Raw genomic sequence first — 21,804 nt, forward strand, 5'->3', positions numbered from 1 at the left:
TCCTCACGCGGCCCTGGCCCCGGAGACACCACCCGGCCGGGCCGCCGCGAGCAGTGCGTCGAGGACCGGTTTGATCAGCGGATGGCCCTCGGCCCCCTGCCGCACCGCGGCGAAGACCCTGCGGGTCGGGACGACGCCGTCGACCGGCCGGATCACCGCCTCGGCCGGCTCGCTGCCGCGCAGCGCCGAACGGGGCACCAGCGCCACTCCGGCGCCCGCCCCGGCCAGCGCGACCACCGCCTGGAAGTCGTCCGACGAGTGTTCGAGACGGGGTGCGAACCCGGCGAGCTCGCAGGCCAGGACCACCACGTCGTGGCAGGGATTGCCGGGGTAGGGACCGATCCAGGCGTCCTTGGCGAGGTCCGCGACCGCCACGTGTTCCCGGCGGGCGAGCGGGTGGGCGGCCGGAAGCACCGCGTCGAAGGGCTCCGAGTACAGGGGCACCCGGGTCAGCCGCCGGTCGTCCTCGCCGGGCGCGCCGCGGTATTCGACGGCGACCGCCACATCGACCTGCCGGTCCAGCACCATCGGCACACTGGCGTCGCCCTCGGCGTCCTGCACCCGCACCCGGATGCCGGGTGCGGTGCGCGACAGCTCAGCGATCGCGGGGGCGAGGACGAGGCCGATGCCCGTCGCGAACGCGGCGACCGTGACGGTGCCCGCCACGCCCGCGCCGTAGTCGGCGAGTTCCGCCTCGGCCCGCTCCAGCTGTGCGAGCACCGCGTTGGCGTGGGTGAGCAGGATCTCCCCCGCCGCGGTCAGCCGGGCACCGCGCGCGCCGCGCTCGACGAGCCGGTGGCCGGTCTCCTGCTCCAGGGCCGCGAGCTGCTGGGACACCGCGGAGGGCGTGAGGTAGAGCGCGGCGGCCGCGGCGGTCACCGTACGGTGGTCGGCCACGGCACGGAGGATGCGCAGCCGCCGTGCATCGATCATGCCCCCATTGTCCCTGGTCGCGGGAGTCGCTACGCCTCCAGCGCCTTCCGCGCGTCGACGAACGCGTCCACGGCGCGGTTGACGTCGTCGGTGGAGTGGGCGGCCGAGAGCTGGACGCGGATGCGGGCGGCCCCCTGCGGCACGACGGGGTAGGAGAACCCGATCACGTACACACCGCGCTCGAGGAGCAGCTCCGCCATCCTGCCTGCCTTCGCCGCGTCCCCGATCATCACGGGGGCGATGGCGTGGTCTCCGGGCAGGATGTCGAAGCCCTCCTCGGTCATCCGGGAGCGGAAGAGCGCGGTGTTGGCGTTGAGCCGCTCGCGCAGGTCGCCCGCGGACTCCAGCAGGTCGATGACCTTGAGGGAGGAGGCGGCGATGACCGGGGCGAGCGAGTTGGAGAAGAGGTACGGCCGCGAGCGCTGGCGCAGCAGGGCCACGATCTCGGCGCGCGCCGCGACGTAGCCGCCGGACGCACCGCCCAGGGCCTTGCCGAGCGTGCCGGTGATGATGTCGACACGGTCCATGACGCCGTGCAGCTCGGGGGTGCCGCGGCCGCCGGGCCCGACGAATCCGACGGCGTGCGAGTCGTCGACCATGACCATGGCGCCGTAGCGGTCCGCGAGGTCGCAGATCTCGGCGAGCGGGGCGACGTATCCGTCCATGGAGAAGACGCCGTCGGTGACGACGAGGCGGCGCCGCGCCCCGGAGGCCTCCTTGAGCTGCTGCTCCAGGTCGGCCATGTCGCGGTTGGCGTAGCGGTAGCGCTTGGCCTTGGACAGGCGGATGCCGTCGATGATGGAGGCGTGGTTGAGGGCGTCGGAGATGACCGCGTCCTCGGGGCCGAGGAGCGTCTCGAAGACACCGCCGTTGGCGTCGAAGCAGGAGGAGTAGAGGATCGTGTCCTCCTGGCCGAGGAAGGCCGAGAGCCGCTGCTCCAGCTCCTTGTGGACCTCCTGGGTGCCGCAGATGAAGCGCACGGACGCGAGGCCGTAGCCCCAGCGGTCCAGGGCCTCGTGGGCCGCGGAGACGACCTCGGGGTGGTCGGCGAGGCCCAGGTAGTTGTTGGCGCAGAAGTTGAGGACCTCACCGGCGCGGCCACCGGAGGTGACCGCGACGGTGGCGGACTGCGGGGTGCCGATGACCCGCTCGGGCTTCTGGAGCCCGGCGTCGCGGATCTCGTCGAGGGTCGTGCGCAGGTCGTCGCGTACGGAGTCGAACATTGAGGATGTCTCCCAGGTGATTACGGGGGTGCGTACGAGGAGCTTCAGGCGGCCCAGTCGAGCAGTACCTTGCCACCGAGACCGCTCGCGGCGTCGTCGAAAGCGGCTTCGAAGTCGCGGTACCCGTAGCGTCCGGTGATCACCGGGGCGAGATCGAGCCCGCCCTCCAGGAGTACGGACATGGCGTACCAGGTCTCGTACATCTCGCGGCCGTAGATTCCCTTGATCGTGAGCATCGAGGTCACGACGCGGGACCAGTCGACGGGGAACTCGGCCGCGGGCAGGCCGAGCATCGCGATCCGTCCGCCGTGCGTCATGTTCGCGATCATGTCCCGCATGGCCTCGGGGCGTCCGGACATCTCGAGGCCGATGTCGAAGCCCTCGCGCAGGCTGAGGTGGCGCTGGCCGTCGGCGATGGTCTCGGTGCCGACGTTCAGGGCGAGGTCCACCCCGACCTTCCTGGCGATCTCCAGCCGGGCCTCGCTGACGTCGGTGATGACGACGTTGCGGGCACCCGCGTGGCGGGCGACGGCGGCGGCCATGATGCCGATCGGGCCGGCACCGGTGATCAGCACGTCCTCCCCGACGAGCGGGAAGGACAGCGCCGTGTGCACGGCGTTGCCGAACGGGTCGAAGATCGCGGCGATGTCGAGGTCGACCTTGTCCCGGTGCACCCAGACGTTGGAGGCGGGCAGCGCGAGGTACTCGGCGAAGGCTCCGTCCCGGCCGACGCCGAGCCCCAGGGTGGAGCGGCACAGGTGCCGGCGGCCGGCGAGGCAGTTGCGGCACTTGCCGCACACCAGGTGGCCTTCGCCGCTGACCAGGTCGCCGACCTTGATGTCGACGACGTCCGCGCCGATCCCGGCGACCTCGCCGACGAACTCGTGCCCGAGGATCAGCGGGGTGCGCACGGCCTGCTGGGCCCAGCCGTCGTAGTCGCGGATATGCAGGTCGGTGCCGCAGATCCCGGTGCGGAGGACCTTGATCAGCACGTCTCCGGGCCCGGTCTCGGGCTCCGGCACGTCCATCAGCCAGAGTCCGGGTTCGGCCTTGTGCTTCACGAGTGCCTTCACGGGTGCGGCTCCCTGTCCTGGTGCGTGACGAGTTCCCGGACGTGGACATGCCGAATGCGGTCTGCGGCCCGGGGGCGGGGGATACGACGGACGGGACAGAACGGAGCGCCTGCCACCGGACTCTCTGCCGTCACCAAGAAATGTGCCGTACCCGGCGCCTCAGGTCCATCGAGGATTTCTTAAACGCGGCCGTAGATCAGCTTCAGGCCCCGGCCGGGCGGGCCCGTACGGGCCCGCCCGGGCCGAGGACGCCGGTACCGCGCATCACCGGTGGTCAGGGGCGGTACGGGCCCTGTTCTCAAGGGCGGGGCCAGGGCCGGCCGTCAAGGTTCTCGATGTCACTGTTGAGGCGTTTGAGGTACGCGGCGAACCCCGCGACCTCGTCCGGCGTCCAGTCGGCCATCACCCGTTCGAGACCCTGGATGTTCTCGGTGCGCTCGGCCTCCAGACTTCGTTCACCCGCATCGGTGATGCGGAACTTGCGGGCGATGCCACCGTCGGGGTCCGGGATGCGCTCGACGAGACCGCCTCGCAGCATCGCGGCGGTCTGCCGGTTCAGGGTGGACGCGTCGAGGCCGAACGCCTCGCTGAGCTGCCCGATGGACATCGGGCCCTCCATACGGATCCGGCTGAGCAGCGTGTAGGCGCTGCGGTCGAGGTATCCGCCGCCCCGCCGTGACCGGGGTGCGCTCAGCTGAAGGTGCCGCCCCAGCAGCATGGTCTCGAACTCGATCAAGTGCGTGGGCTTGTCCATGGTCCTTCTCTCGACCGCCTTGACGACGCTTGGGGGGCTCTCAACTGCAGATATACCACCCTGTCGGAGCCTTCCCGGACGTGCGCCCGAGCCGCCCTCGCCGCCCGGAGCCGGACCGTCGGCACATCGGACCGGCGGCACGTCGGACCGTCGGCACATCGGACCGGCGGGCGTCGGACCGGCGGAGAGCGAGTACTGCCGACCCACCGGCCACACCGTCCCCCACCCCTCAGGACAGCGGCACGAACGCCCTGATGGCCTCGCTCAGCCGCTGCGGCTGGTCCTCGGGGATGAGGGTGAAGCTGTCGGCGATCTCCACCAGTTCGCCCCGGGGCAGCATCTCCGCCAGTCTCCGGCCGTGCGCGGGGGGCATGACCCTGTCCTCGGACGCCCAGACGACGAGCGCGGGGCGGTCGAACGTGCGCAGCGCGTCCGCCCACCGCAGGAGTTCGTCCCCGGGCGGCACCCCGAGTACGTACGCCCTGAGGTCCCGCCGGATCGCGGCGGAGGTCCACAGGGGACGGAACCACCCGTCCATCACCTCGTGCGGTACCGGCCGCTTGCTCATCCGGCCCCACGTCACGGGCAGTCTGCGCATCGGCTTCAGCTTCAGCAGGGCGAAGGCGAGCCGCAGGCCGCCGGGCACCTTAGCCGCGGCGAGCAGATTGCGGCCGGGGAGGCCCGGCGGGTAGTTGTCGAACGCCTCGCAGGAGGTGATCACGAGCCTGCCGATCCGCCCGTCCCGGCCGTCCGCGACGAGGGCCTGTGCCCCGCCCCAGTCGTTCATCACCAGGGTGACGTCGTGCAGGTCGAGGGCCTCCAGGAATTCGGCCACCAGGTGGGCGACGCCGGGAACCGTCAGATCGGCGTCGGGGCGCATGGGCCTGCGGTGGGCACCGAGCGGCAGCGTGGGCACGACGCACCTGTAGTGCGGGCGCAGTGCGGCGACCACATGCCGCCACAGCGACCCGTCCATGGCGACCCCGTGCAGCAGGACCACCACGGGCCCGTCGCCGCCCGTGTCCTCGTACTCCACCACTCCCGCGGAAAGCACTGCCTCGGTCATACGTCCAACCTAGGGCGTCGTCGTGCCGCGCGCGGCCCAACGGGGCGTCAGGCCTTGATAGCGTCGCCCGCACGACTACGGAAGGCTCCCCGCCGGGGTCGTCGCTCCGCCGGGCCGGGCCGCCCCAACAGGGCGGCGAGCGGTGGCCGGTGCGTGGCACGGGGACGCACGTGGCAGGGACGATGAGGGCCTACGCATGAGCCTCCCGCAGTTGCACTACACCTCCGTCGCGGCCGGCGACGGGGAGACCGGTGGCCGGTTCACCGCCACCGATCCCGCGATACCGGGGCCGGTCCGCGCCGAAGCCGCTCCGCTTCTGTCCTACGAAGCTCCGGCAGGCGCTCCCGACCGGCTCTCCGATGCCCAACTGCGTTCGCTTCCGGTGGCGTTCGGCTACGTCGCGCTCTCCGACGGCAGTCATCTGATCAGCAGGGCGGTCGCCACGGGACCGGCCGGCTTCCATGCCCACGCCGTGCACCTGACACCCGGCACTCCGATACCCGGCCGGGTGCTCCCCGTCGCCGCGTGGGGCGCGTCCGGCTGGCTCTCCGCGGCACCGGACCGCACCCCGCCCGATCCGCTGACCGCGCTGTCCACCTCCCACGGCCCCTCCCAAGGGCTGTCCAGGGAGGGCCTCGGTGACTTCGCGGTGTCCCGCAGCCCGTGGCTCGCGGCCGTCCTCGCAGACCTGCGCCGGGCGAGCGAGGACCTGTCGGCGCCCCGGGTCGTCCTCGTGGAGCGGCAGAGCGCCGATGTGGCCAGATGGGTCGCGCTGGCCACCGCCGCACTCCCCCGGGAGCACGCCGAACGGCTGAGTTTCACCACGTACACCCGCCGCCCCGGGCGCACCGCGCACCATGTCGTCGGTGTCCTGCCGGAGGACGCGCCCGACATCAGCGACCCCCGCTTCCGTGTGCACGCCGCTTCCGGACCGCGGCCGGCCGCTGTGGTGGACGACGCCTGGGCGGGGACCGCCGCCCGGATCTGGCGCAGCAGGGCCCCCGAGCTGTTCCGCGACGCGGCGGAGCTGCCGGGTGAGCCGTTCGCCGCGGGCCCGCTCGCGGTGACGGCGCTCGGCGCGGGCATCTCGCTCGGCTCCAACGAACGTGCGGCGGCGGCCGACTGGGCTGCCGAGCGGCCGTACGCGCTGGACGAGAAGCGCACCCGGCAGCTGACCGACGCGCTGACCGCGCCCGCCGACGACCGCTCGGCCGCGGAGTGCGCCGCGGCGCTCCGGTTGCTGACGGCGCTGGACGGCCGCTGCCCCGCCTCCGTCACCGCGCCGCTGGCGGCCCTCCTGGTGACCGAGGCGGTACGGGGCGACGACGTGACCCTGGAGCCTCCCGCGCGTTCGGTGTTCGAGGGGCCGGACGGGGAACGCGCGCTCGCCGCCCTGGTGGACGAGCTGGGCGGCGAACTCCTGGCCGAGCTCTCCGCGCCGTCCCGCGGTGTCGCGCGGACCGTGCAGGTGCTGCGGCTCGTACGGCTGCTGGGCCTCGACTCCACGGGGCTCATCCCCGAGGCCGTTCGCCGCCTGGCCCGCGCCCTGCTGGACGAGGACGGGGCCGAGGACTGTCCCGCCCTGCTGGAGCTGCTGGACGAGCAGTTCGACGTACGTACGGCGCTGCTGGGCGAGCTGGACCGGCTCGCACCCGACCACCCGGCGGCCACCGAAGACCTGCTGTCCCGGGTCGCGCTGCCCTTCACCGGGACGCAGGCGCTGCCGCACCTGCGCATGTGCGCCGAGGCACCCGGCGCCAGGACGAGGGGCACCGGGCGGGTGGCCTCGCTGCACACCGTGCTGCGCGCCGCGGGCATGTCCCCCTTCGCCGAGCCCCTGGTGCTGCGGACCGCGGTGGGCCTGGTCTGGGGCGAGGACACCCCCACGGCGGAGGAGGCCAGGTCGCTGCTGGACGAGACGACGTCCGACGCCCACCGGACGGCCGGCACCTGGGCGCGCCTGGTCGACGCCGCCCTCGCGGCCCCCTCCGGTGACGTGAACGCCGCCGAACTGGCCCACGACCTGCTGCGCGGCTTCCCCCAGCAGATCGACGCCCGGGTGCGCGCCTGCCTGATGCTCCTGGACTTCGCCCGGGACGTCCGCTCCGGGTCGGCCGAAGCCGGCTGGGCCGACCGGGCCAGGGCGCTGCGCAGCCGCGCCGAACCGGTGGCGCCCTCGGCCCTCGCGCACGCCTACGGAGCCCTGGCCGAGCGGCTGCTGGCCCCGGACCGGCCCGAGGCCGAGCTGTACGCCTTCGTGCACAGCGGGGACGAGGACCTGATCGCGGCCTACGGCACGGCCGCCCGCGGCGACGAGGTCCGGGCGCTGCTGGCGGCCGACCCCGCGTACGTGGCCGACTGCTTCGCCGTGTGGAACGCCCATCCGCACGCGGGCGCCCCCTGGACCCGTGTGCGTACCGGCCTGCTCGACGAGGTACTGCGCCCGGCGGTCCGCGCCCTGTCCGCGGAGGGACTGTCGGCGGCGGAGCGGGCGGTGGAACGCGACGGGAGCAGCCGCACCCTGGATGCCTTCCGCACCTGGAACCGTCCGCCGCGCTCCCTGGGGCGGCTCGGCAAACGCATCGCGGGCCGGGTGCGCCGGGGCTGATCCTCGGGTGCCCGTTCGCACGTGCATACCTCCGCCAACGGCGCCGGGCTAGGCTGTCGCGCAGCGTTGGGCGGGTCCGTCCGGCCACGGGCCGGCCGACGGGGGGAGACAGTCATGGAGTTCGAGGATGTCGTGAGCGCACCTCTGGGCAAGCTCGGGGATGCCGCCGCCAGCTGGGCGGAGATGGTCACCAAGCTGGAGTCCCTGGCCGACGACGCCCGCACCGGAATGAAGGCGAAGGCGGGCAAAGCCGACTGGGAAGGCGTCAACGCGAGCGTCACCAAACCCTTCATCGCGAAGACGGCAGAGGAGTTCGAGGACGCGGCGGCCGAGGCCAGGGGCATCGGCCTCCTGCTCGCGGACGCACACACCTCGTTCAGGACGGCGAAGGACGAGCTCGTCAGGATCCGTGACGAGGAGGCCGGGAAGGCCGGGATCGTGATCAGCGCGGCCGGGCACGTGTCACCCCGGTACGACCTGGAGGACGACCCCGGGGCGCGGCACGATCCCGACTACCCGGCGGCCCTGCACAAGCAGAAGGCCGCCGTCGTCGCCTGGCAGAAGCGGATCGACCGGCTCGTCGAGGACTTCTCCGATGCCGACGACTCCCTGAGACGCGCCCTCATGGCCAATGTGTCGGGCGACAAGGATTTCGGCGCCCCGAAGTTCACCAGCCTCGACACCGAGCAGGTCGACCGCGCCGCGGGCCTGCTGAAGACGGTCACGGGCGAGGGTGGCACCGCCCGCAACGCAAAGGCCCTCGAACAACTCGCCGATCTCATCGACGACAACCGTGACGATCCCGAGTTCGCGACGGGGTTCTACCGGAGGATCGGCGCGGAGGGGACGCTCGAGGCCTACACCAGGATGTCGCTGGACGCGACATCGCTCGGCCCTCTCGGCCAGGACCGGGCGGCCCTGGTCCGCGGCATGCAGAACGACATGGGCGCGATGCTCGGTCTTGCGACCCAGACCTCGACACCGAACCATCTCGACGCGACGTGGACTACGCAGCTCCTGAAGGCCGGACGCAAGGAGGTCGACGTGTCGGGCTTCGCGGGCGTCGGCACCAAGGTCTACGGCTACCAGGCGCTCGGCGCTCTGCTTCGCGAGGGGACGTACGACAAGGACTTCCTCACGGCTGTCGGCCGGGACATGGTCGCGATGGACAAGAAGAACCCGAACATCTGGTCGACCAACCTGCCCTACGACCAGAAAATGGCGATCAACCTCGACACGGAGGGCGGAAAGGGCTTCAACCCCCTCACCGGTCTCATGGAGGCGATGAGCAGGAACCCCGACGCCTCCACCGCCTTCTTCCACGAGGGGATCCGCGAGGATTCCAACAAGGACGGCATCGTCACGCTGTCGGACGCCGAGATCAAGGGCAAGGACGCCCAAGGCGTGGTCGACTACATGCTCGACAAGAAGCCCACGGCCGACTGGTACGACACGGCGGTCGGCGGGGAGGCCGCCCCGGGCCAGACCGCCATGGGCAATGCGCTGGAAGCAGCGGTCACCGGGCGGACCCCGGGCGACGACGACGCACCACCCGTCTCCCACAGCAAGGCCATGGCCGAAGTGATGGAGCAGGTCGTGGAGAAGACCGGCACGAACCCCGAACTCGTCGCCGCCAAGGCCGGCGATCCTGCGGCACCCCTCAGCGGACTGTCCCGGCAGTTCGGCAACATGGCGGCGGAGTACATGCCGGACCTGCAGGCCACGGCGGAGAACGGAGCGGGCCAGATCAGACCGTTCGGGCACGCGGCGGAATTCGACAAGGGGCAGATGGCCGGATTCCTGGGCGCGGTGGCCCAGGACCCACAGGCCTACGGCGCGATCACCCACGCACAGCAGGCGTATACGACGGCGCTGGTCAGTGACGTCTTCCGCCATCCCGACAGCCACCCGGACACGGGAGAGGCCGTCCGGAACGCCGTCCACCCCGGAGGTGAGATCGCGGGAATGATGACCGAGGCGAGGGCGTACGCGATTCACGAAGCCAAGGCTCACGAGAATACGGAGTACAGCGAGGGGGTGGCGGACAACGCCAAGTGGACCAACCGCATCCTCACCGCCGCCGGAGCCAAATACGTCGAGATGATTCCGGTAGGGGGTGACGTCGTGGGCTGGATTCAGGAAGACGTCACCGAATCCGTCGTGAAGAGCGCGGAGAAGGACGTCTCGGACGAAGGCCGGCGTGAGTCACTGACCGGCTACGCCGAAGCGGAACTCGCCGCGAAGAATGCCGCTGTGGCCGCCGTCGAAACGGGCGCGAAAGCGGCTGGTCTCACACCTGACCAGTACAACGACTACAAGGGATCGGCCTCGACGGAAACCGCCGGAGCCCATTCCACCGGGCGCGACCTGGTCGACAGTTCTCACCCCAAGGGGAAGTAGCCATGTGGCGATTCACGAAGACCGCGACGGCAACCTCGGCGTCAGCGCTGCTGATCGCGTCTCTCACCGGATGTTCCGAGACGACCGAGGCGGTTCCCGAACTTCCCGCGCGAATCTGTTGGGATGCCTTCGCCGCACAAGGTGTGTCACCCCTCCTGCCGGCAGGGAAGAAGGCCACGTTCGGCGCCGCCGCCATGCGCCCGTTCGCCCTTCAGGAGGATGGGGACCTCGCCTCGTGCACCCTGGACATCGACGGTGTGACGAAATTCCAGGCCTCGGCCACTCGCCTCGGCCACGAGACCGACATCGACTGGAGTCCCTGGGAGAAGGCTGATCCCGAACCGCTCGACATCGGCGAGAAGGGCATTCTCTGGCACAACGGAGCCGCCTCGTACATCGTCTGCGAACCCTCCGCCGGTCCGTCCTCTCCGGGCAGGTACATCGATCTGCACCTCAGCACGTACCGTTCACAGGGCGACCACGAGCAGGAGAAGCAGGCCCGCCGCATCCTCCCCGCCCTCCTGAAGCAGTTCACAGCCTTCGCGGAGAAGGAACTGAAGTGCCGCTGACGGGGCCGTGGCCCTGAGTGAAACCGGTGCGGTTCGGCCGGTCCCCCCGGGGCGGGTACCGTTGGAGGTTCTGATCTCGTGTGCCTCCTGGCGGGCTGCGTGACACCCCAGGAGGAGCAGGATGACGACGAACCGCGGACGCAAGGACGTGATCCGGGACCGGATGGCCGCGACCGGCGAGTCGTACAACGTCGCCGCGCGCAATCTGAAGGCGATGAAGGACATGGGCGCCACGCGTGACGCGGTGCTGGTCCAGCGCTGGCAGCCCGCCGATTCCCTGGACGTGCCCTGCCCCTGCGGGGGCACGTGCGAGCCGGGCGAGACCTGTGACCGCTGCCATGCCCGGCACCTGCACGTGAAGCGCTACCCGGGCAGTCTGACCGAGGTCGAGGTGTGGGCGGACCGGTACGAGTGCATGGGCTGCTCGTCGTCGTACACGCTGACCGTCCGCCTCGCGGGGCGCCCGTGGGGGGTCGCGGAGACCGTGGTGCGGGGCGGGGCGGCCGAGGAGGTCCTGCGGGCCCGGGTGTTCCCGGGGGTCGCACATCCGCTGCTGCGTGCCGAGGCGGCCGCGGAGTCCGGCTCCGACGAGGAATAGGACCGCTCCCCGTCCAAAGCCGCCCGCGCCCGGACCGAAATACACACCGAAGTCACAGAAGGCCCTCCAGCTCGCACGGCTGCTGGAGGGCCTTCGTCCGTCCTGCCGGCCCCCCTTACCGGTGCGGATCGCCCGGAAGTGGCGTGGCTCACTGCGAGAACCTGACCGATCGGCCGACTCTGACCGATCGGTCAGCTACGGTGTCCGCATGCCACGTCAGCCCTCCCCGATGCGCCGTCAGATTCTGGACTCGGCGGTGCGCCTGTTCGCCGAGCACGGGTTCAAGGGAACCTCGCTGCACGACATCGCGGTCGAGGCGCGCTGCTCCAAGGCGTCCCTGCTCTATCACTTCGCGGGCAAGGACGCGATCCTCACGGAGGTGCTGACCCCTCCGGCGGAGAGCCTCACGGCCATGAGGGACGACCTGGCGCCGCTGGAGGGCGACCGGGCCGTGCGAGCGGCCGTGGCCGTCTATGTGGGACTGGCGATGCGCTTCCGCCAGGAGATAAAGATCATCTTCGCCGAGCTGCCCGACATGCTCGGCCACCCGGTCCTGGCCGTCATCCCCGAGGCGGTCGACCAGCTCGCGGACGCACTGGCCGGCCGGTCCCGGGAACCGTCGGCACGCGTATCGGCGCAGATGGTGATCGGCGGCGTGGCGGTCACGGTCGCCGCCGACGTGGATGTCGCGCCGGACGCGATGCGCGCCGCACTGGTGCAGGGAGCGCTGAGAACCCTCGGGCATCCCGTCAGCTGACAGAAGTCGTCCAGTTCGAAGAGAAAGACGCCTCTATCGCATGGCTATCCTGCTCTACCGGCTCGGCCGGCTGTCCTTCCGCCGCAGGGGGCGCGTCCTCGCGCTCTGGCTCCTGCTGCTCGCCCTCCTCGGAGGAGGAGCGGCGGCCTTCAGCGGGCCCACGACCAGCAAGTTCTCGATTCCGGGCACGGAGTCCCAGAAGGCCCTGGACGCCCTGTCCCGGGAGTTCCCGCAGGCGGGCGGTGCCACCGGGACCATAGTCGTCGCCGCGCCCGAGGGCGGGAAGCTGACGCCGGAGGCGGTTGCTCCCGTGACCCGCGAGGCCGCCAAGGTCCCCGGCGTCCTCGCCGCCGTCGACCCCTTCGTGTCCAAGGCCGTCTCGCGGGACGGCCGCTACGCGCTGATCCAGGTGCAGTTCGACACGGGGGTCGACGGAATCACCGACGCCCAGCGCGAGGCGTTCTCGGAGGCGGGCGCGTCCGCCTCCGGCCTGCGTGTGGAGCACGGCGGCGAGATCGTGCGGGGCGTACCGGAGGTCGGATCGACCGAGGTCATCGGAGTCGGGGTAGCCGCGCTCGTGCTGGTCCTGACCTTCGGGTCCCTGGTGGCCGCGGGCATGACGCTCCTGAACGCGCTGGTCGGGGTGGCGGCCGGCATGGCGGGCCTCTTCGCCCTCAGCAGCACCGTGGAGCTGACCAGCACCGCGCCGATCCTGGCGCTGATGCTGGGCCTGGCCGTCGGCATCGACTACGCCCTGTTCATCACCTCCCGTTACCGCACCTACGTCGCGGGCGGCATGGACGGCGAGGAGGCGGCCGGCCGGGCGGCCGGGACAGCGGGTTCCGCCGTGGTCTTCGCGGGTGCCACCGTCGTCATCGCGCTCGCGGGCCTCGCTGTCGCCGGGGTGCCGTTCCTGACGGTGATGGGCCTCGCGGCGGCGGCCACGGTCGCCCTCGCGGTGCTGGTGTCCCTGACGCTCCTCCCGGCCGTCCTCGGCTTCGCGGGAGTACGGGTGCTGCCCCGCAAGCAGAGGAACCGGGACAGGACCTCGGCCGCCGCCTCCGACGGGGCGCACGGCGGTCCCGGTGACCCCAGCGGCTTCGGATTCCGCTGGGGTCGCGTCGTGGCGCGGCTGCGTGTCCCCCTGCTGCTCGTCGGTGTGATCGGGCTGGGTGCGCTCGCCCTGCCCGTGCAGGACATGCGCCTCGCGCTGCCCGATGCGAGCACCGAGGCGGAGGGCTCCCCCAACCGGGAGGCGTACGACCTGACGACCCGGGGGTTCGGGGAGGGCTTCAACGGACGGCTGATCGCCGTAGTCGCCGGTGACACCCCGGAGGCGACCGCCGCCGCTGCCGCGCGGACGGCCGGGCTGATCACGAAGACCGACGGGGTGCTCGCCGTCGCCCCGCCGCAGACGAACGAGCGGGGCACCACCGCGCTGCTGGCCGTGATTCCCGAGACGGGTCCCACCGATGCCGCGACGGAGGACACGGTCAACGCGATCCGTGACCGGGTGGAGGACGTGCGGGGCGCTTCGGTGGCGCTGACGGGTGCCACGGCGGTCGGCATCGACGTCTCCGAGAAGCTCGCGCACGCCCTGCCGGTCTACCTGCTGCTCGTGGTCGGGCTGTCGGTGCTGCTGCTCATGCTGGTCTTCCGGTCGGTCCTGGTTCCCGTCAAGGCGGCGCTGGGCTTCCTGCTGACCATCGGCGCCACGTTCGGCATCACCGTCGCCATCTTCCAGCAGGGCACTCTGGCGGACCTGGTCGGCCTCGACACCCCCGGGCCGCTGGTCAGCTTCCTGCCGATCCTGCTGATCGGCATCCTGTTCGGGCTGGCCATGGACTACGAGGTCTTCCTCGTCTCGCGGATGCGGGAGGACTTCGTCCACGGCAGCGACGCCCGCGAGTCGGTCGTCAGCGGCGTCGGCCACAACGCGCGGGTGGTGTCGGCGGCGGCGATCATCATGACCGCCGTCTTCGGCGGCTTCGTGCTGATGCACGACCCGATCATCAAGTCGATCGGCTTCGCCCTGGCGGTCGGCGTGCTCGTCGACGCCTTCGTGGTGCGCATGACACTCGTGCCGGCGGTCATGCACCTGCTGGGGCGCACCGCCTGGTGGCTGCCCCGCCCGGTGGACCGCATCCTGCCGGACCTCGACATCGAGGGTGAGCGGCTGCAGCAGGAGATTCCGGTGCAGCGGCAGGCGGTGGAGCTCACGAAGGTGTGAGCCGGGACCGGCCGGGGAGGGGCACACACGGCCCGCTCCCGTGACCGGAACATCACGCCGCCCGCCGGGAGCGCGTCTCCCGGCGGGCGGCGTCGTGCAGTGCCCCGGCCGGCCTCCGCCGCCGGGGCGTCCCGTGTGCCTCAGGCCTCGTCGGGCGCGAGCGTCAGCGAGATGGAGTTGATGCAGTACCGCTGGTCCGTCGGCGTCGGGTAGCCCTCGCCCTCGAAGACGTGCCCGAGGTGTGAACCACAGCGGGCACAGCGCACCTCGGTGCGGGACATGCCGAGACTGTCGTCCCGGAGCAGTTCGACGGCCTCGGTGTCCTTCGGGTCGTAGAAGGACGGCCAGCCGCAGTGCGACTCGAATTTGGTGTCGGAGCGGAACAGCTCCGCACCGCAGGCACGGCAGGAGTAGAGACCTGCCGTCTTGGTGTCGGTGTATTCACCCACGAAGGCGGGTTCGGTGCCGGCCTTGCGCAGCACCGCGTACTCGGCGGGGGTCAGCTCTTCCCGCCACTGCTCGTCAGGCTTCTCGACGTCGTACGGCACGGTGGCTCCTCAGCTCGACAGGTGGTCCAGGATCCGCGGGCCGAGGTCGGTGACATCGCCCGCTCCCATGGTGAGAACCAGATCGCCCGGCCTCGCCATTCCCGCGACCGCGGCGGGGACCGCCGCCTTGTCGTGGACGGCCGTGACATCGGCTCCCGCGGCCTTCGCGGCGTCGATGATCAACTCGCTCGTGACACCCGGGAGCGGGTCCTCCCTGGCCGGGTAGATGTCGAGGACGAGTGAGGCGTCGGCGAGGGCGAGGGCCTGGCCCATCTCGGCGCCGAGCTCCTTGGTGCGGGAGAAGAGGTGGGGCTGGAAGACCACGAGGAGGCGGGCGTCCGAGGCCGCGCCGCGCATGGCCTCCAGGTCCGCGGTCATCTCCGTGGGGTGGTGGGCGTAGGAGTCGATGACCTGGACGCCCGCGGCCTCGCCCTTGAGCTGGAGCCGGCGCTTGACGCCGGTGTACTTGCCGATGGCGGAGGCCAGGTTGTGGGCGGGGATGCCGAGCGCGACACCGGCGGCGAGTGCGGCGACCGCGTTGAGGGCGTAGTGGCGGCCCGGCACGGAGACGGTGAAGGTGAGGTACTTGCCGTTGAGCACGACCGTGACCTCGCTGGTCAGGCCGCGTGGGGTGATCTTGTGGACCCGTACGTCGGCCGTCTCGGACTCGCCGTAGGTGACCACGTCCAGGGAGGACCTGCCGCGGATCCGCTCGGTCAGCTCGACGGCCCCGGCCTGGTCGGCCGCGACGACCAGGGTGCCGCCGGGGACGATCTTGCCGACGAAGGTCTCGAACGACTCGTAGATCTCGTCCATCGACGCGTAGTTCGCGTGGTGGTCCAGCTCGACGTTGAGGACGATCGCGACCTGGGGGTCGTACTTCTGGAAGCTGCGGTCGCTCTCGTCGGCCTCGGCGACGAAGATGTCGCCGCCGCCGTGCGTGGCGTTGGTGCCGGGGCCCTCCAGGTCGCCGCCGATGGCGTACGACGGGTCCAGGGCCAGTTCGGAGAGGGCGACGGCGAGCATGGACGTGGTGGTCGTCTTGCCGTGCGTGCCGGCGACCGCGATGGCGCGCAGCCCGTCCATCAGGGAGGCGAGCGCGTCGGAGCGGTGCACGACGGGGATGCCCAGCTCGTCGGCGCGGACCAGCTCGGGGTTGTCGGCGCGGATGGCGCTGGAGACGACCACCGAGGTCGCGTCGTCGGCCAGGTGGCCTGCCGCGTGACCGATGTGGACGGTCGCACCCAGTGTCCGCAGCGCCTCGGCGGTGGCGGAGTCCTTGGCGTCGCTGCCCGCCACCTTCGCTCCGCGCTGGGCGAGGATCTTCGCGATGCCCGACATTCCGGCTCCGCCGATGCCGATGAAGTGCGGCCGTTCCAGGGCGGCAGGAATACCGGGTGCCATGCGTGAGTCTCCCGAGGTGTGACTGACTGGGTAGGGGTCCGCCCCCAGCCTATTCGCTGTGCGCGAAGAGCTTGAGCACCGGTACGCCGACCTTGTGACGGGCCCGGGAGGCCCAGTCGCGGTGGAAGAACTCCTCGACGTAGTGGGGGGCCGTGAGGACGATGACCTCGTCGGCGCCCGAGTCGTCGACGACGGTCTTCAGCTTGTCCAGGGGGTGGTCCTCGACCACTTGGCCGACGGCCTCCGAGCCGGCCTCGCGCAGTTCCCTGAGCGAGTACTCCAGCGCCATCTCCGCGGGCTCGCGGGCCGCCTTGCCCTCCGGCTGCTCGCCCTCCCGGACGGCCTCCCGCAGCTCGCCGATCGCGACGTCGTCGATCGCTCTCAGCAGCACGTCGGCCTGGTCGCTGCGGGGCTGCATCAGGACCACGAACGAGATCCGCTCCTCGCCGTGGAGGGTGGTGACGAACTCCACGTCCTCGGGAGTGAGGGGCTTCTCGATCATCAAAACGCTTCGGAACACGACAGGCGCCCTTCCGCTTCATCCGGTCGGCCGCCGGGGCGGCCGCTTCTGCTGAAACCATCCTTCCCCGCAATTGCACGGGGTAGCAGGACTTAGTGTGCCCACCCGGAGTTAACCGGAACGGGAAATTCCGCTCAATGTCGGATCTTCCCGTACCGGGTGAAGAGGAACCCCGATTCCTCCAGCAGCGAGACGAGGGAGAAACGTTCCGGCACGACGACACCCGGCCCGCCTGCGATGCGCTGCGCGTCCCCGGCCGTGAGCAGCGGTGACAGGGTCAGGCAGAGCTCGTCCAGCACACCGGCCGCTACGAACTGCCCGAGCAGCCGCGGTCCGCCCTCGGTGAGGAGCCGGGTGTGCCCGCGGGCCGCCAGTTCCGCCACCGCGCGGGCCGGCTCGACGGCGGCGCCGTCCCCGGCGAACAGGACCTCGGCCCCCGCCTCCCTCGCCGCCCGCACCCGGTCTCCGGGTGCGGCCGTCCCGGTGATCACGAAGGTCGGGACCAGGGGCGAGACGAAGAGAGGGAGGGTGAAGTCCAGGTCGAGGCCCGCGCTGACGACGGCGACTGCCGGAGCCGGGCCCTGTCCCGCCGCGGCGCGACGGGCGGCGAAGGCCTCGCGGGCCCGGGCGGGACGGTAGCCCTCCAGGCGCACCGTCTCCGCACCGACGACCACGGCGTCGGCGAGCCCCCGCAGGGTTCCGAAGATCCGCATGTCGGCGGCGCACGAGATGCCCTGGGACCGGCCGTCGTGCTGGGCGGCCCCGTCGAGGGTGGACACCATGTTGGCCCGGAGCCAGGGGCCGTCGCCCTCCGGGTAGGCGTAGGCGCCGGCCAGTTCGTCGAGCGTCCACTCGCGGTCGGCGGCAGCGGCTGGGGTGGTCGGGTCCGTCACAGGGAGCAGGCGTCGCATGTCCGGCAGTCTGGCACGGCGCCGGAGGCCTTCCGGGAGAGGCCTTAAGGTGGAGAGTTGTGTCGTCCTCCACAGCCGTGCCGGGGCAGAGCCCCATAGCCGAAACGGCCCCGCAGTCCCTGTGCGCCCTCGAACCGCGCGTCCCCGCCGACCGGCTGGTCGCGGAGATGGTGCCCCCGCCGCGCTTCGACTCGGTGCGCTTCGATACGTACGTGCCGGACCCGAACCAGCCGAGCCAGACCGAGGCGGTCGGCGTGCTCAGCTCCTTCGCGGCCGGGCTCGGCGGTGCGCACGCGACGGGTTCGGGCAAGCGCAAGTGGTTCGGGAAGAAGCAGGCGGCACCCGGCGGACCGCGCGGCGTCTACCTCGACGGCGGGTACGGCGTCGGCAAGACGCACCTGCTGGCCTCGCTCTGGCACGCCACTCCGGCCGACCCCTCGCTCAAGGCGTTCGGCACCTTCGTCGAGCTGACGAACCTGGTCGGCGCGCTCGGCTTCCAGCAGACCGTGCAGACGCTGGGCGGACACCGGCTCCTGTGCATCGACGAATTCGAACTGGATGACCCGGGCGACACGGTCCTGGTGTCGTCCCTGCTCAGCAGGCTCGTCGAGCAGGGCGTCGCGCTGGCCGCCACGTCGAACACGCTCCCCGGCAAGCTGGGCGAGGGCCGCTTCGCCGCGGTCGACTTCCTCCGCGAGATCCAGGGGCTGTCCGCGCACTTCCGGCCCCTGCGGATCGACGGCGAGGACTACCGCCACCGCGGACTGCCCGAGGCACCGCCGCCGTACTCCGACGATGCCGTGACCCGGGCCGCGTACGCCACTCCGGGTGCCTCGCTGGACGACTTCCCGGCCCTGCTCGGCCATCTGGCCCGGGTGCATCCGAGCCGCTACGGCGCACTCACGGACGGGATCGCGGCGGTCTGCCTCACCGACGTCGGCGCGGTGCCCGACCAGTCCACCGCGCTGCGTCTGGTGGTGCTCGCCGACCGGCTGTACGACCGTGAGATCCCGGTGCTCGCCTCCGGCCTGCCCTTCGACCGGCTGTTCAGTGAGGAGATGCTGAACGGCGGGTACCGGAAGAAGTACTTCCGCGCCATCTCGCGGCTGACGGCGCTGGCACGTGACGCAAAGGGTCTTGTGGCGCAGTAGGTTCGGGGGCGACGGGTGTGAGGCCGCCTCAGGGCGTGTCCCGCACCCGCGCGACCGCGCACACCGTTCGAAGGGATTCAGCATGGCTACCACGCGTCAGGCGCACACGGTCTGGGAAGGCAACCTGCTCGAGGGCAAGGGTGTCGTCACCCTCGACTCCTCCGGCGTCGGGGAGTTCGCGGTCTCGTGGCCGTCCCGTGCGGAGAAGGCGAACGGCAAGACCAGCCCGGAGGAGCTCATCGCCGCCGCGCACTCCAGCTGCTTCTCGATGGCCCTGTCCCACGGCCTGACCACGGCGGGCACGCCGCCGACCCGGCTGAACACGCAGGCCGAGGTCACGCTGCAGCCCGGCACCGGCATCACCGGTATCCACCTCACCGTGGAGGGCGAGGTCCCCGGCATCGACGAGGCGGGCTTCGTGAAGGCCGCCGAGGACGCCAAGGCGAACTGCCCGGTCAGCCAGGCGCTCACGGGCACCACGATCACGCTCACCGCGTCGCTGGCCTGACCTCACGCCTGTCCCAGGGGCCACTTACGCCCCTGGGACACAGGGGGCACCGTGGCACGCATGGTTCCCGTGCGCCCCGACGCGTGGTACACACATGCGGGTCACTTCACCTGTCCGCCAACAGGGAGTTGCCTCATGTCATCCGCACCTCGACGACTCGCGACACGACGACAGGTCCTGGCCGGCAGCGCCGCGACCGCGGCCTCCGTGGCCTTCACCGGGGCCTTCACCGAACTCTTCGCCGGCACCGCCGAAGCCCGGGGCCACAGCGGCTACGGCCCCCTCCTTCCTGACCCGAACGGGCTGCTGGATCTGCCGAAAGGTTTCCGCTATCGCGTCCTCTCCCGGGAGGGCGAGCCTCTCCGCTCCGGCGAGGGCCTGGTCCCCAGCAACCACGACGGCATGGCGGCCTTCGCCGGCCGCCACGGCCGGGTCCACCTCGTGCGCAACCACGAGAACCGGGTCACCGGCAGGATCGGCGTTCCCACGGTCGAGGGCCTCACCTACGACCCGATGGGCAAGGGCGGCTGTACGTCCATCGAGCTCGACGCGGACGGCCACGTACGCGGCGAGCGCGTCGCCATCGCCGGTACGGCCGTGAACTGCGCCGGTGGCCCCACTCCCTGGAACACCTGGCTGACCTGCGAGGAGACCGAGGACAAGGCAGGCACCAACGGCTACACGAAGGACCACGGCTTCATCTTCGAGGTGGACGGTGCCGATCCCCGCCGCACCGGGGCCGTCCCCCTGACCGCGATGGGCCGTTTCCAGCACGAGGCGATCGCCGTCGATCCGCGCAACGGCATCGTGTACGAGACCGAGGACGCGTTCGAGAAGCCGTTCGGGCTGTTCTACCGCTTCCTGCCGGACAAACCGCTCGGCGGGACCGGCTCACTGCGCGCCGGCGGCACGCTGGAGGCCATGCGGGTGCCCGGAGTGCCCGATCTCTCCGCGGTCCAGGAGACCGGTGCGACCTTCGAACGGATCGAGTGGGTGCCCGTACCCGACCCGCAGGCCACCGCCACTCCGATCCGGCACCAGGACTTCGGTCCCAAGGGCATCACCCACGCCCAGAAGCTGGAGGGCTGCTACTGGGGCGGGTCGTCGGTGTACTTCGTCTCCAGCTTCGCGCACAGCGCGGAGGGCTCGGCGGCCGACCACTTCGGCCAGGTGTGGCGGTACGAACCGAAGCGGCGCCGGCTCACTCTCGTCATCGTCTTCGGCCCGGACACCGACGTGCAGCTGCCGGGCGAGTCGCCCGACAACATCTGCCTGGCGGCGGGGGGCGGGCTGATGGTCTGCGAGGACGGCGGCGGCGCCCAGCACGTCCTCGGGGTGACGCGGCGCGGCGAGGTCTACGCGATGGCGCGCGGGCGCCAGAACATCGGGACGCCCGAGGAGCCGGAGTGGGGGGAGTTCGCCGGGGTCACGTTCTCGCCGGACGGCCGGACGATGTTCGTGAACTGCTACACGCCGGGGACGACGTTCGCCGTGACGGGGCCCTGGCGCTGATCACCTGCGTCCGGACCCGGCCGGAGCGCCTCTCAATAATCTGATTATCCATCAGTTAGCTTCTTCGGGTGATCAGATCCGTTCGCACGATGACCGTTTGCGCCCTACTGGGTGCGGCACTCGCCGGGTGCGGAAGCCCTGAGAGCACCCGCACCGGTACGGCGGCCGCTCCGGCGGCTGCTCCGTCACCGGTGCGGGAGTCCGGCAGGCCGACGGGCCGGGAACCCGGCAAGGAGCCCGCGACGGCGTCCCCCTCCCCGTCGCGGGCTCCGCAGCCGGCCACGAGCAGCGGGCCTCCCGTGCTCGCCCCCGGCCCCGGCGGTCTCACACCGGTCTTCGAGCGCCGGGGCACCGGGGGACCTCCCCGGACCGGAGGGGCGGGCGGGCCGGACAAGGTCGTGGCCCTCACCTTCGACGCGGACATGACGGCGGATCAGGGACCGCGTGCGGCGGCGGGCGAGCAGTTCGACAACCCGCGGCTCATCGCGTCGCTGCGCCGGCTGGCGGTGCCCTCGACCGTCTTCATGACGGGCAGATGGGCGCAGGAGTATCCGTCGCAGGCCCGCGCGATCGGCGGCGACCCGCTGTTCGAGATCGCCAACCACTCCTACAGCCACTACGCCTTCGCCTCGCCCTGCTACGGGCTGCCGGCCGTGGCGGAGAAGGACATGCGGCGGGACGTGGAGAAGGCGTTCACCACCATCCGGAGCACCGGTGCGCGCAACGTCGTGCCCTACTTCCGCTTCCCCGGCGGCTGCTACGACGACGTCTCGCTGAAGGCCCTGGCCCCCACCGGGGTGACCGCCGTGCAGTGGGACGTGGTGAGCGGGGACGCCTTCGCGACGGACGCGGACGCCGTGGCGGATCAGGTGCTGGCGGAGGTGAGGCCGGGATCGCTGGTGGTCATGCACTGCACCCGCAGCGCGGCGCCCGTCACCGACGCCGCCGTACGGCGGATCGTGCCGGAGCTGCGCGAGCGCGGCTACCGCTTCGTGAAGGTCTCGGAGCTGATGCGCGGCTGAGGCCGCCCCGTGCGGGA

19 protein-coding genes are annotated in these 21,804 nt (G+C 71.5%); 10 read left to right on the forward strand and 9 right to left on the reverse strand.

From position 1 onward, the window contains the following. Positions 1-3 precede the first annotated feature (3 nt). From ACFYY2_RS15235 to ACFYY2_RS15255, 5 genes are all read right to left on the reverse strand, one after another. A complete protein-coding gene (locus ACFYY2_RS15235) occupies positions 4-933 on the reverse strand; it encodes a LysR family transcriptional regulator (protein ID WP_388742266.1) in 930 nt (309 codons plus the stop codon). 29 nt (positions 934-962) lie between these two features. Next, complete coding sequence (locus ACFYY2_RS15240) at positions 963-2,156, reverse strand: glycine C-acetyltransferase (protein ID WP_388742268.1); 1,194 nt, start codon at positions 2,154-2,156, stop codon at positions 963-965. A 44-nt stretch (positions 2,157-2,200) separates the two neighbouring features. Then, positions 2,201-3,229 (reverse strand): L-threonine 3-dehydrogenase, encoded by a 1,029-nt coding sequence (gene tdh / locus ACFYY2_RS15245; protein ID WP_388742271.1) that lies wholly within the window; start codon positions 3,227-3,229, stop codon positions 2,201-2,203. Between the two features lie 298 nt (positions 3,230-3,527). Further along, on the reverse strand, positions 3,528-3,983 hold the full coding sequence (locus tag ACFYY2_RS15250) for a MarR family winged helix-turn-helix transcriptional regulator (RefSeq protein ID WP_388742273.1): 456 nt from the start codon (positions 3,981-3,983) through the stop codon (positions 3,528-3,530). Between the two features lie 229 nt (positions 3,984-4,212). Further along, the gene (locus tag ACFYY2_RS15255; protein ID WP_388742275.1) at positions 4,213-5,049 is read right to left on the reverse strand and encodes an alpha/beta fold hydrolase; all 837 of its coding nucleotides are present in this window, start codon (positions 5,047-5,049) and stop codon (positions 4,213-4,215) included. Between the two features lie 196 nt (positions 5,050-5,245). On the opposite strand from ACFYY2_RS15255, the gene ACFYY2_RS15260 reads away from it, so the two are divergent. The 6 genes from ACFYY2_RS15260 to ACFYY2_RS15285 all read left to right on the forward strand — a co-directional run bounded on the left by ACFYY2_RS15260 (position 5,246) and on the right by ACFYY2_RS15285 (position 14,211). After that, the gene (locus tag ACFYY2_RS15260) at positions 5,246-7,657 is read left to right on the forward strand and encodes a GTPase-associated protein 1-related protein (protein ID WP_388742278.1); all 2,412 of its coding nucleotides are present in this window, start codon (positions 5,246-5,248) and stop codon (positions 7,655-7,657) included. A 114-nt stretch (positions 7,658-7,771) separates the two neighbouring features. Then, the gene (locus ACFYY2_RS15265; protein WP_388742280.1) at positions 7,772-10,057 is read left to right on the forward strand and encodes a DUF6571 family protein; all 2,286 of its coding nucleotides are present in this window, start codon (positions 7,772-7,774) and stop codon (positions 10,055-10,057) included. A 2-nt stretch (positions 10,058-10,059) separates the two neighbouring features. Beyond that, positions 10,060-10,626, forward strand: a complete 567-nt coding sequence (locus ACFYY2_RS15270; protein ID WP_388742282.1) for a hypothetical protein — start codon at positions 10,060-10,062, stop codon at positions 10,624-10,626. Positions 10,627-10,747: 121 nt separating this feature from the next. Further along, positions 10,748-11,224 (forward strand): hypothetical protein, encoded by a 477-nt coding sequence (locus tag ACFYY2_RS15275; RefSeq protein ID WP_388742285.1) that lies wholly within the window; start codon positions 10,748-10,750, stop codon positions 11,222-11,224. 208 nt (positions 11,225-11,432) lie between these two features. Continuing rightward, positions 11,433-11,981, forward strand: a complete 549-nt coding sequence (locus tag ACFYY2_RS15280; protein ID WP_388742288.1) for a TetR/AcrR family transcriptional regulator — start codon at positions 11,433-11,435, stop codon at positions 11,979-11,981. Between the two features lie 40 nt (positions 11,982-12,021). Beyond that, entirely contained in the window at positions 12,022-14,211 is a 2,190-nt protein-coding gene (locus ACFYY2_RS15285) for an MMPL family transporter (protein ID WP_388742291.1), read from the forward strand. Positions 14,212-14,351: 140 nt separating this feature from the next. Here ACFYY2_RS15285 and msrB read toward each other — a convergent pair whose 3' ends face one another. The 4 genes from msrB to ACFYY2_RS15305 form a co-directional block, all read right to left on the reverse strand. Further along, positions 14,352-14,759: a peptide-methionine (R)-S-oxide reductase MsrB gene (gene msrB, locus ACFYY2_RS15290; RefSeq protein WP_388742294.1), complete on the reverse strand. Its 408-nt coding sequence runs from the start codon at positions 14,757-14,759 to the stop codon at positions 14,352-14,354. A 9-nt stretch (positions 14,760-14,768) separates the two neighbouring features. Then, on the reverse strand, positions 14,769-16,163 hold the full coding sequence (gene murC / locus ACFYY2_RS15295; protein ID WP_388742297.1) for a UDP-N-acetylmuramate--L-alanine ligase: 1,395 nt from the start codon (positions 16,161-16,163) through the stop codon (positions 14,769-14,771). A 49-nt stretch (positions 16,164-16,212) separates the two neighbouring features. Continuing rightward, on the reverse strand, positions 16,213-16,665 hold the full coding sequence (locus tag ACFYY2_RS15300) for an indole-3-glycerol phosphate synthase (RefSeq protein ID WP_388742300.1): 453 nt from the start codon (positions 16,663-16,665) through the stop codon (positions 16,213-16,215). A 152-nt stretch (positions 16,666-16,817) separates the two neighbouring features. Further along, positions 16,818-17,594 carry a pyrimidine reductase family protein gene (locus ACFYY2_RS15305; protein WP_388742302.1) on the reverse strand — a complete coding sequence of 259 codons (777 nt, stop codon included), beginning with the start codon at positions 17,592-17,594 and terminating at the stop codon, positions 16,818-16,820. A 59-nt stretch (positions 17,595-17,653) separates the two neighbouring features. Here ACFYY2_RS15305 and zapE point away from each other — a divergent pair, with 59 nt between their 5' ends. The 4 genes from zapE (at position 17,654) to ACFYY2_RS15325 (ending at position 21,787) form a co-directional block, all read left to right on the forward strand. After that, on the forward strand, positions 17,654-18,745 hold the full coding sequence (gene zapE / locus ACFYY2_RS15310) for a cell division protein ZapE (protein WP_388742305.1): 1,092 nt from the start codon (positions 17,654-17,656) through the stop codon (positions 18,743-18,745). Positions 18,746-18,827: 82 nt separating this feature from the next. Beyond that, positions 18,828-19,253, forward strand: a complete 426-nt coding sequence (locus ACFYY2_RS15315) for an OsmC family protein (RefSeq protein WP_388742308.1) — start codon at positions 18,828-18,830, stop codon at positions 19,251-19,253. Positions 19,254-19,388: 135 nt separating this feature from the next. After that, positions 19,389-20,765: an alkaline phosphatase PhoX gene (locus tag ACFYY2_RS15320; protein ID WP_388742311.1), complete on the forward strand. Its 1,377-nt coding sequence runs from the start codon at positions 19,389-19,391 to the stop codon at positions 20,763-20,765. A gap of 89 nt (positions 20,766-20,854) precedes the next feature. Continuing rightward, positions 20,855-21,787, forward strand: a complete 933-nt coding sequence (locus ACFYY2_RS15325) for a polysaccharide deacetylase family protein (protein WP_388742436.1) — start codon at positions 20,855-20,857, stop codon at positions 21,785-21,787. The last annotated feature ends 17 nt before the right edge of the window (positions 21,788-21,804 follow it).

It is taken from the genome of Streptomyces sp. NPDC001822 (assembly GCF_042892135.1).
GTDB lineage: Bacteria > Actinomycetota > Actinomycetes > Streptomycetales > Streptomycetaceae > Streptomyces.

Coding starts and splice junctions, on each gene's coding strand:
- ACFYY2_RS15235 (WP_388742266.1), bottom strand. CDS start 933: ATGATCGATGCACGGCGGCTGCGCATCCTCCGTGCCGTGGCCGACCAC.
- ACFYY2_RS15240 (WP_388742268.1), bottom strand. CDS start 2,156: ATGTTCGACTCCGTACGCGACGACCTGCGCACGACCCTCGACGAGATC.
- ACFYY2_RS15250 (WP_388742273.1), bottom strand. CDS start 3,983: ATGGACAAGCCCACGCACTTGATCGAGTTCGAGACCATGCTGCTGGGG.
- ACFYY2_RS15255 (WP_388742275.1), bottom strand. CDS start 5,049: ATGACCGAGGCAGTGCTTTCCGCGGGAGTGGTGGAGTACGAGGACACG.
- ACFYY2_RS15260 (WP_388742278.1), top strand. CDS start 5,246: ATGAGCCTCCCGCAGTTGCACTACACCTCCGTCGCGGCCGGCGACGGG.
- ACFYY2_RS15265 (WP_388742280.1), top strand. CDS start 7,772: ATGGAGTTCGAGGATGTCGTGAGCGCACCTCTGGGCAAGCTCGGGGAT.
- ACFYY2_RS15270 (WP_388742282.1), top strand. CDS start 10,060: ATGTGGCGATTCACGAAGACCGCGACGGCAACCTCGGCGTCAGCGCTG.
- ACFYY2_RS15275 (WP_388742285.1), top strand. CDS start 10,748: ATGACGACGAACCGCGGACGCAAGGACGTGATCCGGGACCGGATGGCC.
- ACFYY2_RS15280 (WP_388742288.1), top strand. CDS start 11,433: ATGCCACGTCAGCCCTCCCCGATGCGCCGTCAGATTCTGGACTCGGCG.
- ACFYY2_RS15285 (WP_388742291.1), top strand. CDS start 12,022: ATGGCTATCCTGCTCTACCGGCTCGGCCGGCTGTCCTTCCGCCGCAGG.
- murC (WP_388742297.1), bottom strand. CDS start 16,163: ATGGCACCCGGTATTCCTGCCGCCCTGGAACGGCCGCACTTCATCGGC.
- ACFYY2_RS15300 (WP_388742300.1), bottom strand. CDS start 16,665: ATGATCGAGAAGCCCCTCACTCCCGAGGACGTGGAGTTCGTCACCACC.
- ACFYY2_RS15305 (WP_388742302.1), bottom strand. CDS start 17,594: ATGCGACGCCTGCTCCCTGTGACGGACCCGACCACCCCAGCCGCTGCC.
- ACFYY2_RS15315 (WP_388742308.1), top strand. CDS start 18,828: ATGGCTACCACGCGTCAGGCGCACACGGTCTGGGAAGGCAACCTGCTC.
- ACFYY2_RS15320 (WP_388742311.1), top strand. CDS start 19,389: ATGTCATCCGCACCTCGACGACTCGCGACACGACGACAGGTCCTGGCC.
- ACFYY2_RS15325 (WP_388742436.1), top strand. CDS start 20,855: ATGACCGTTTGCGCCCTACTGGGTGCGGCACTCGCCGGGTGCGGAAGC.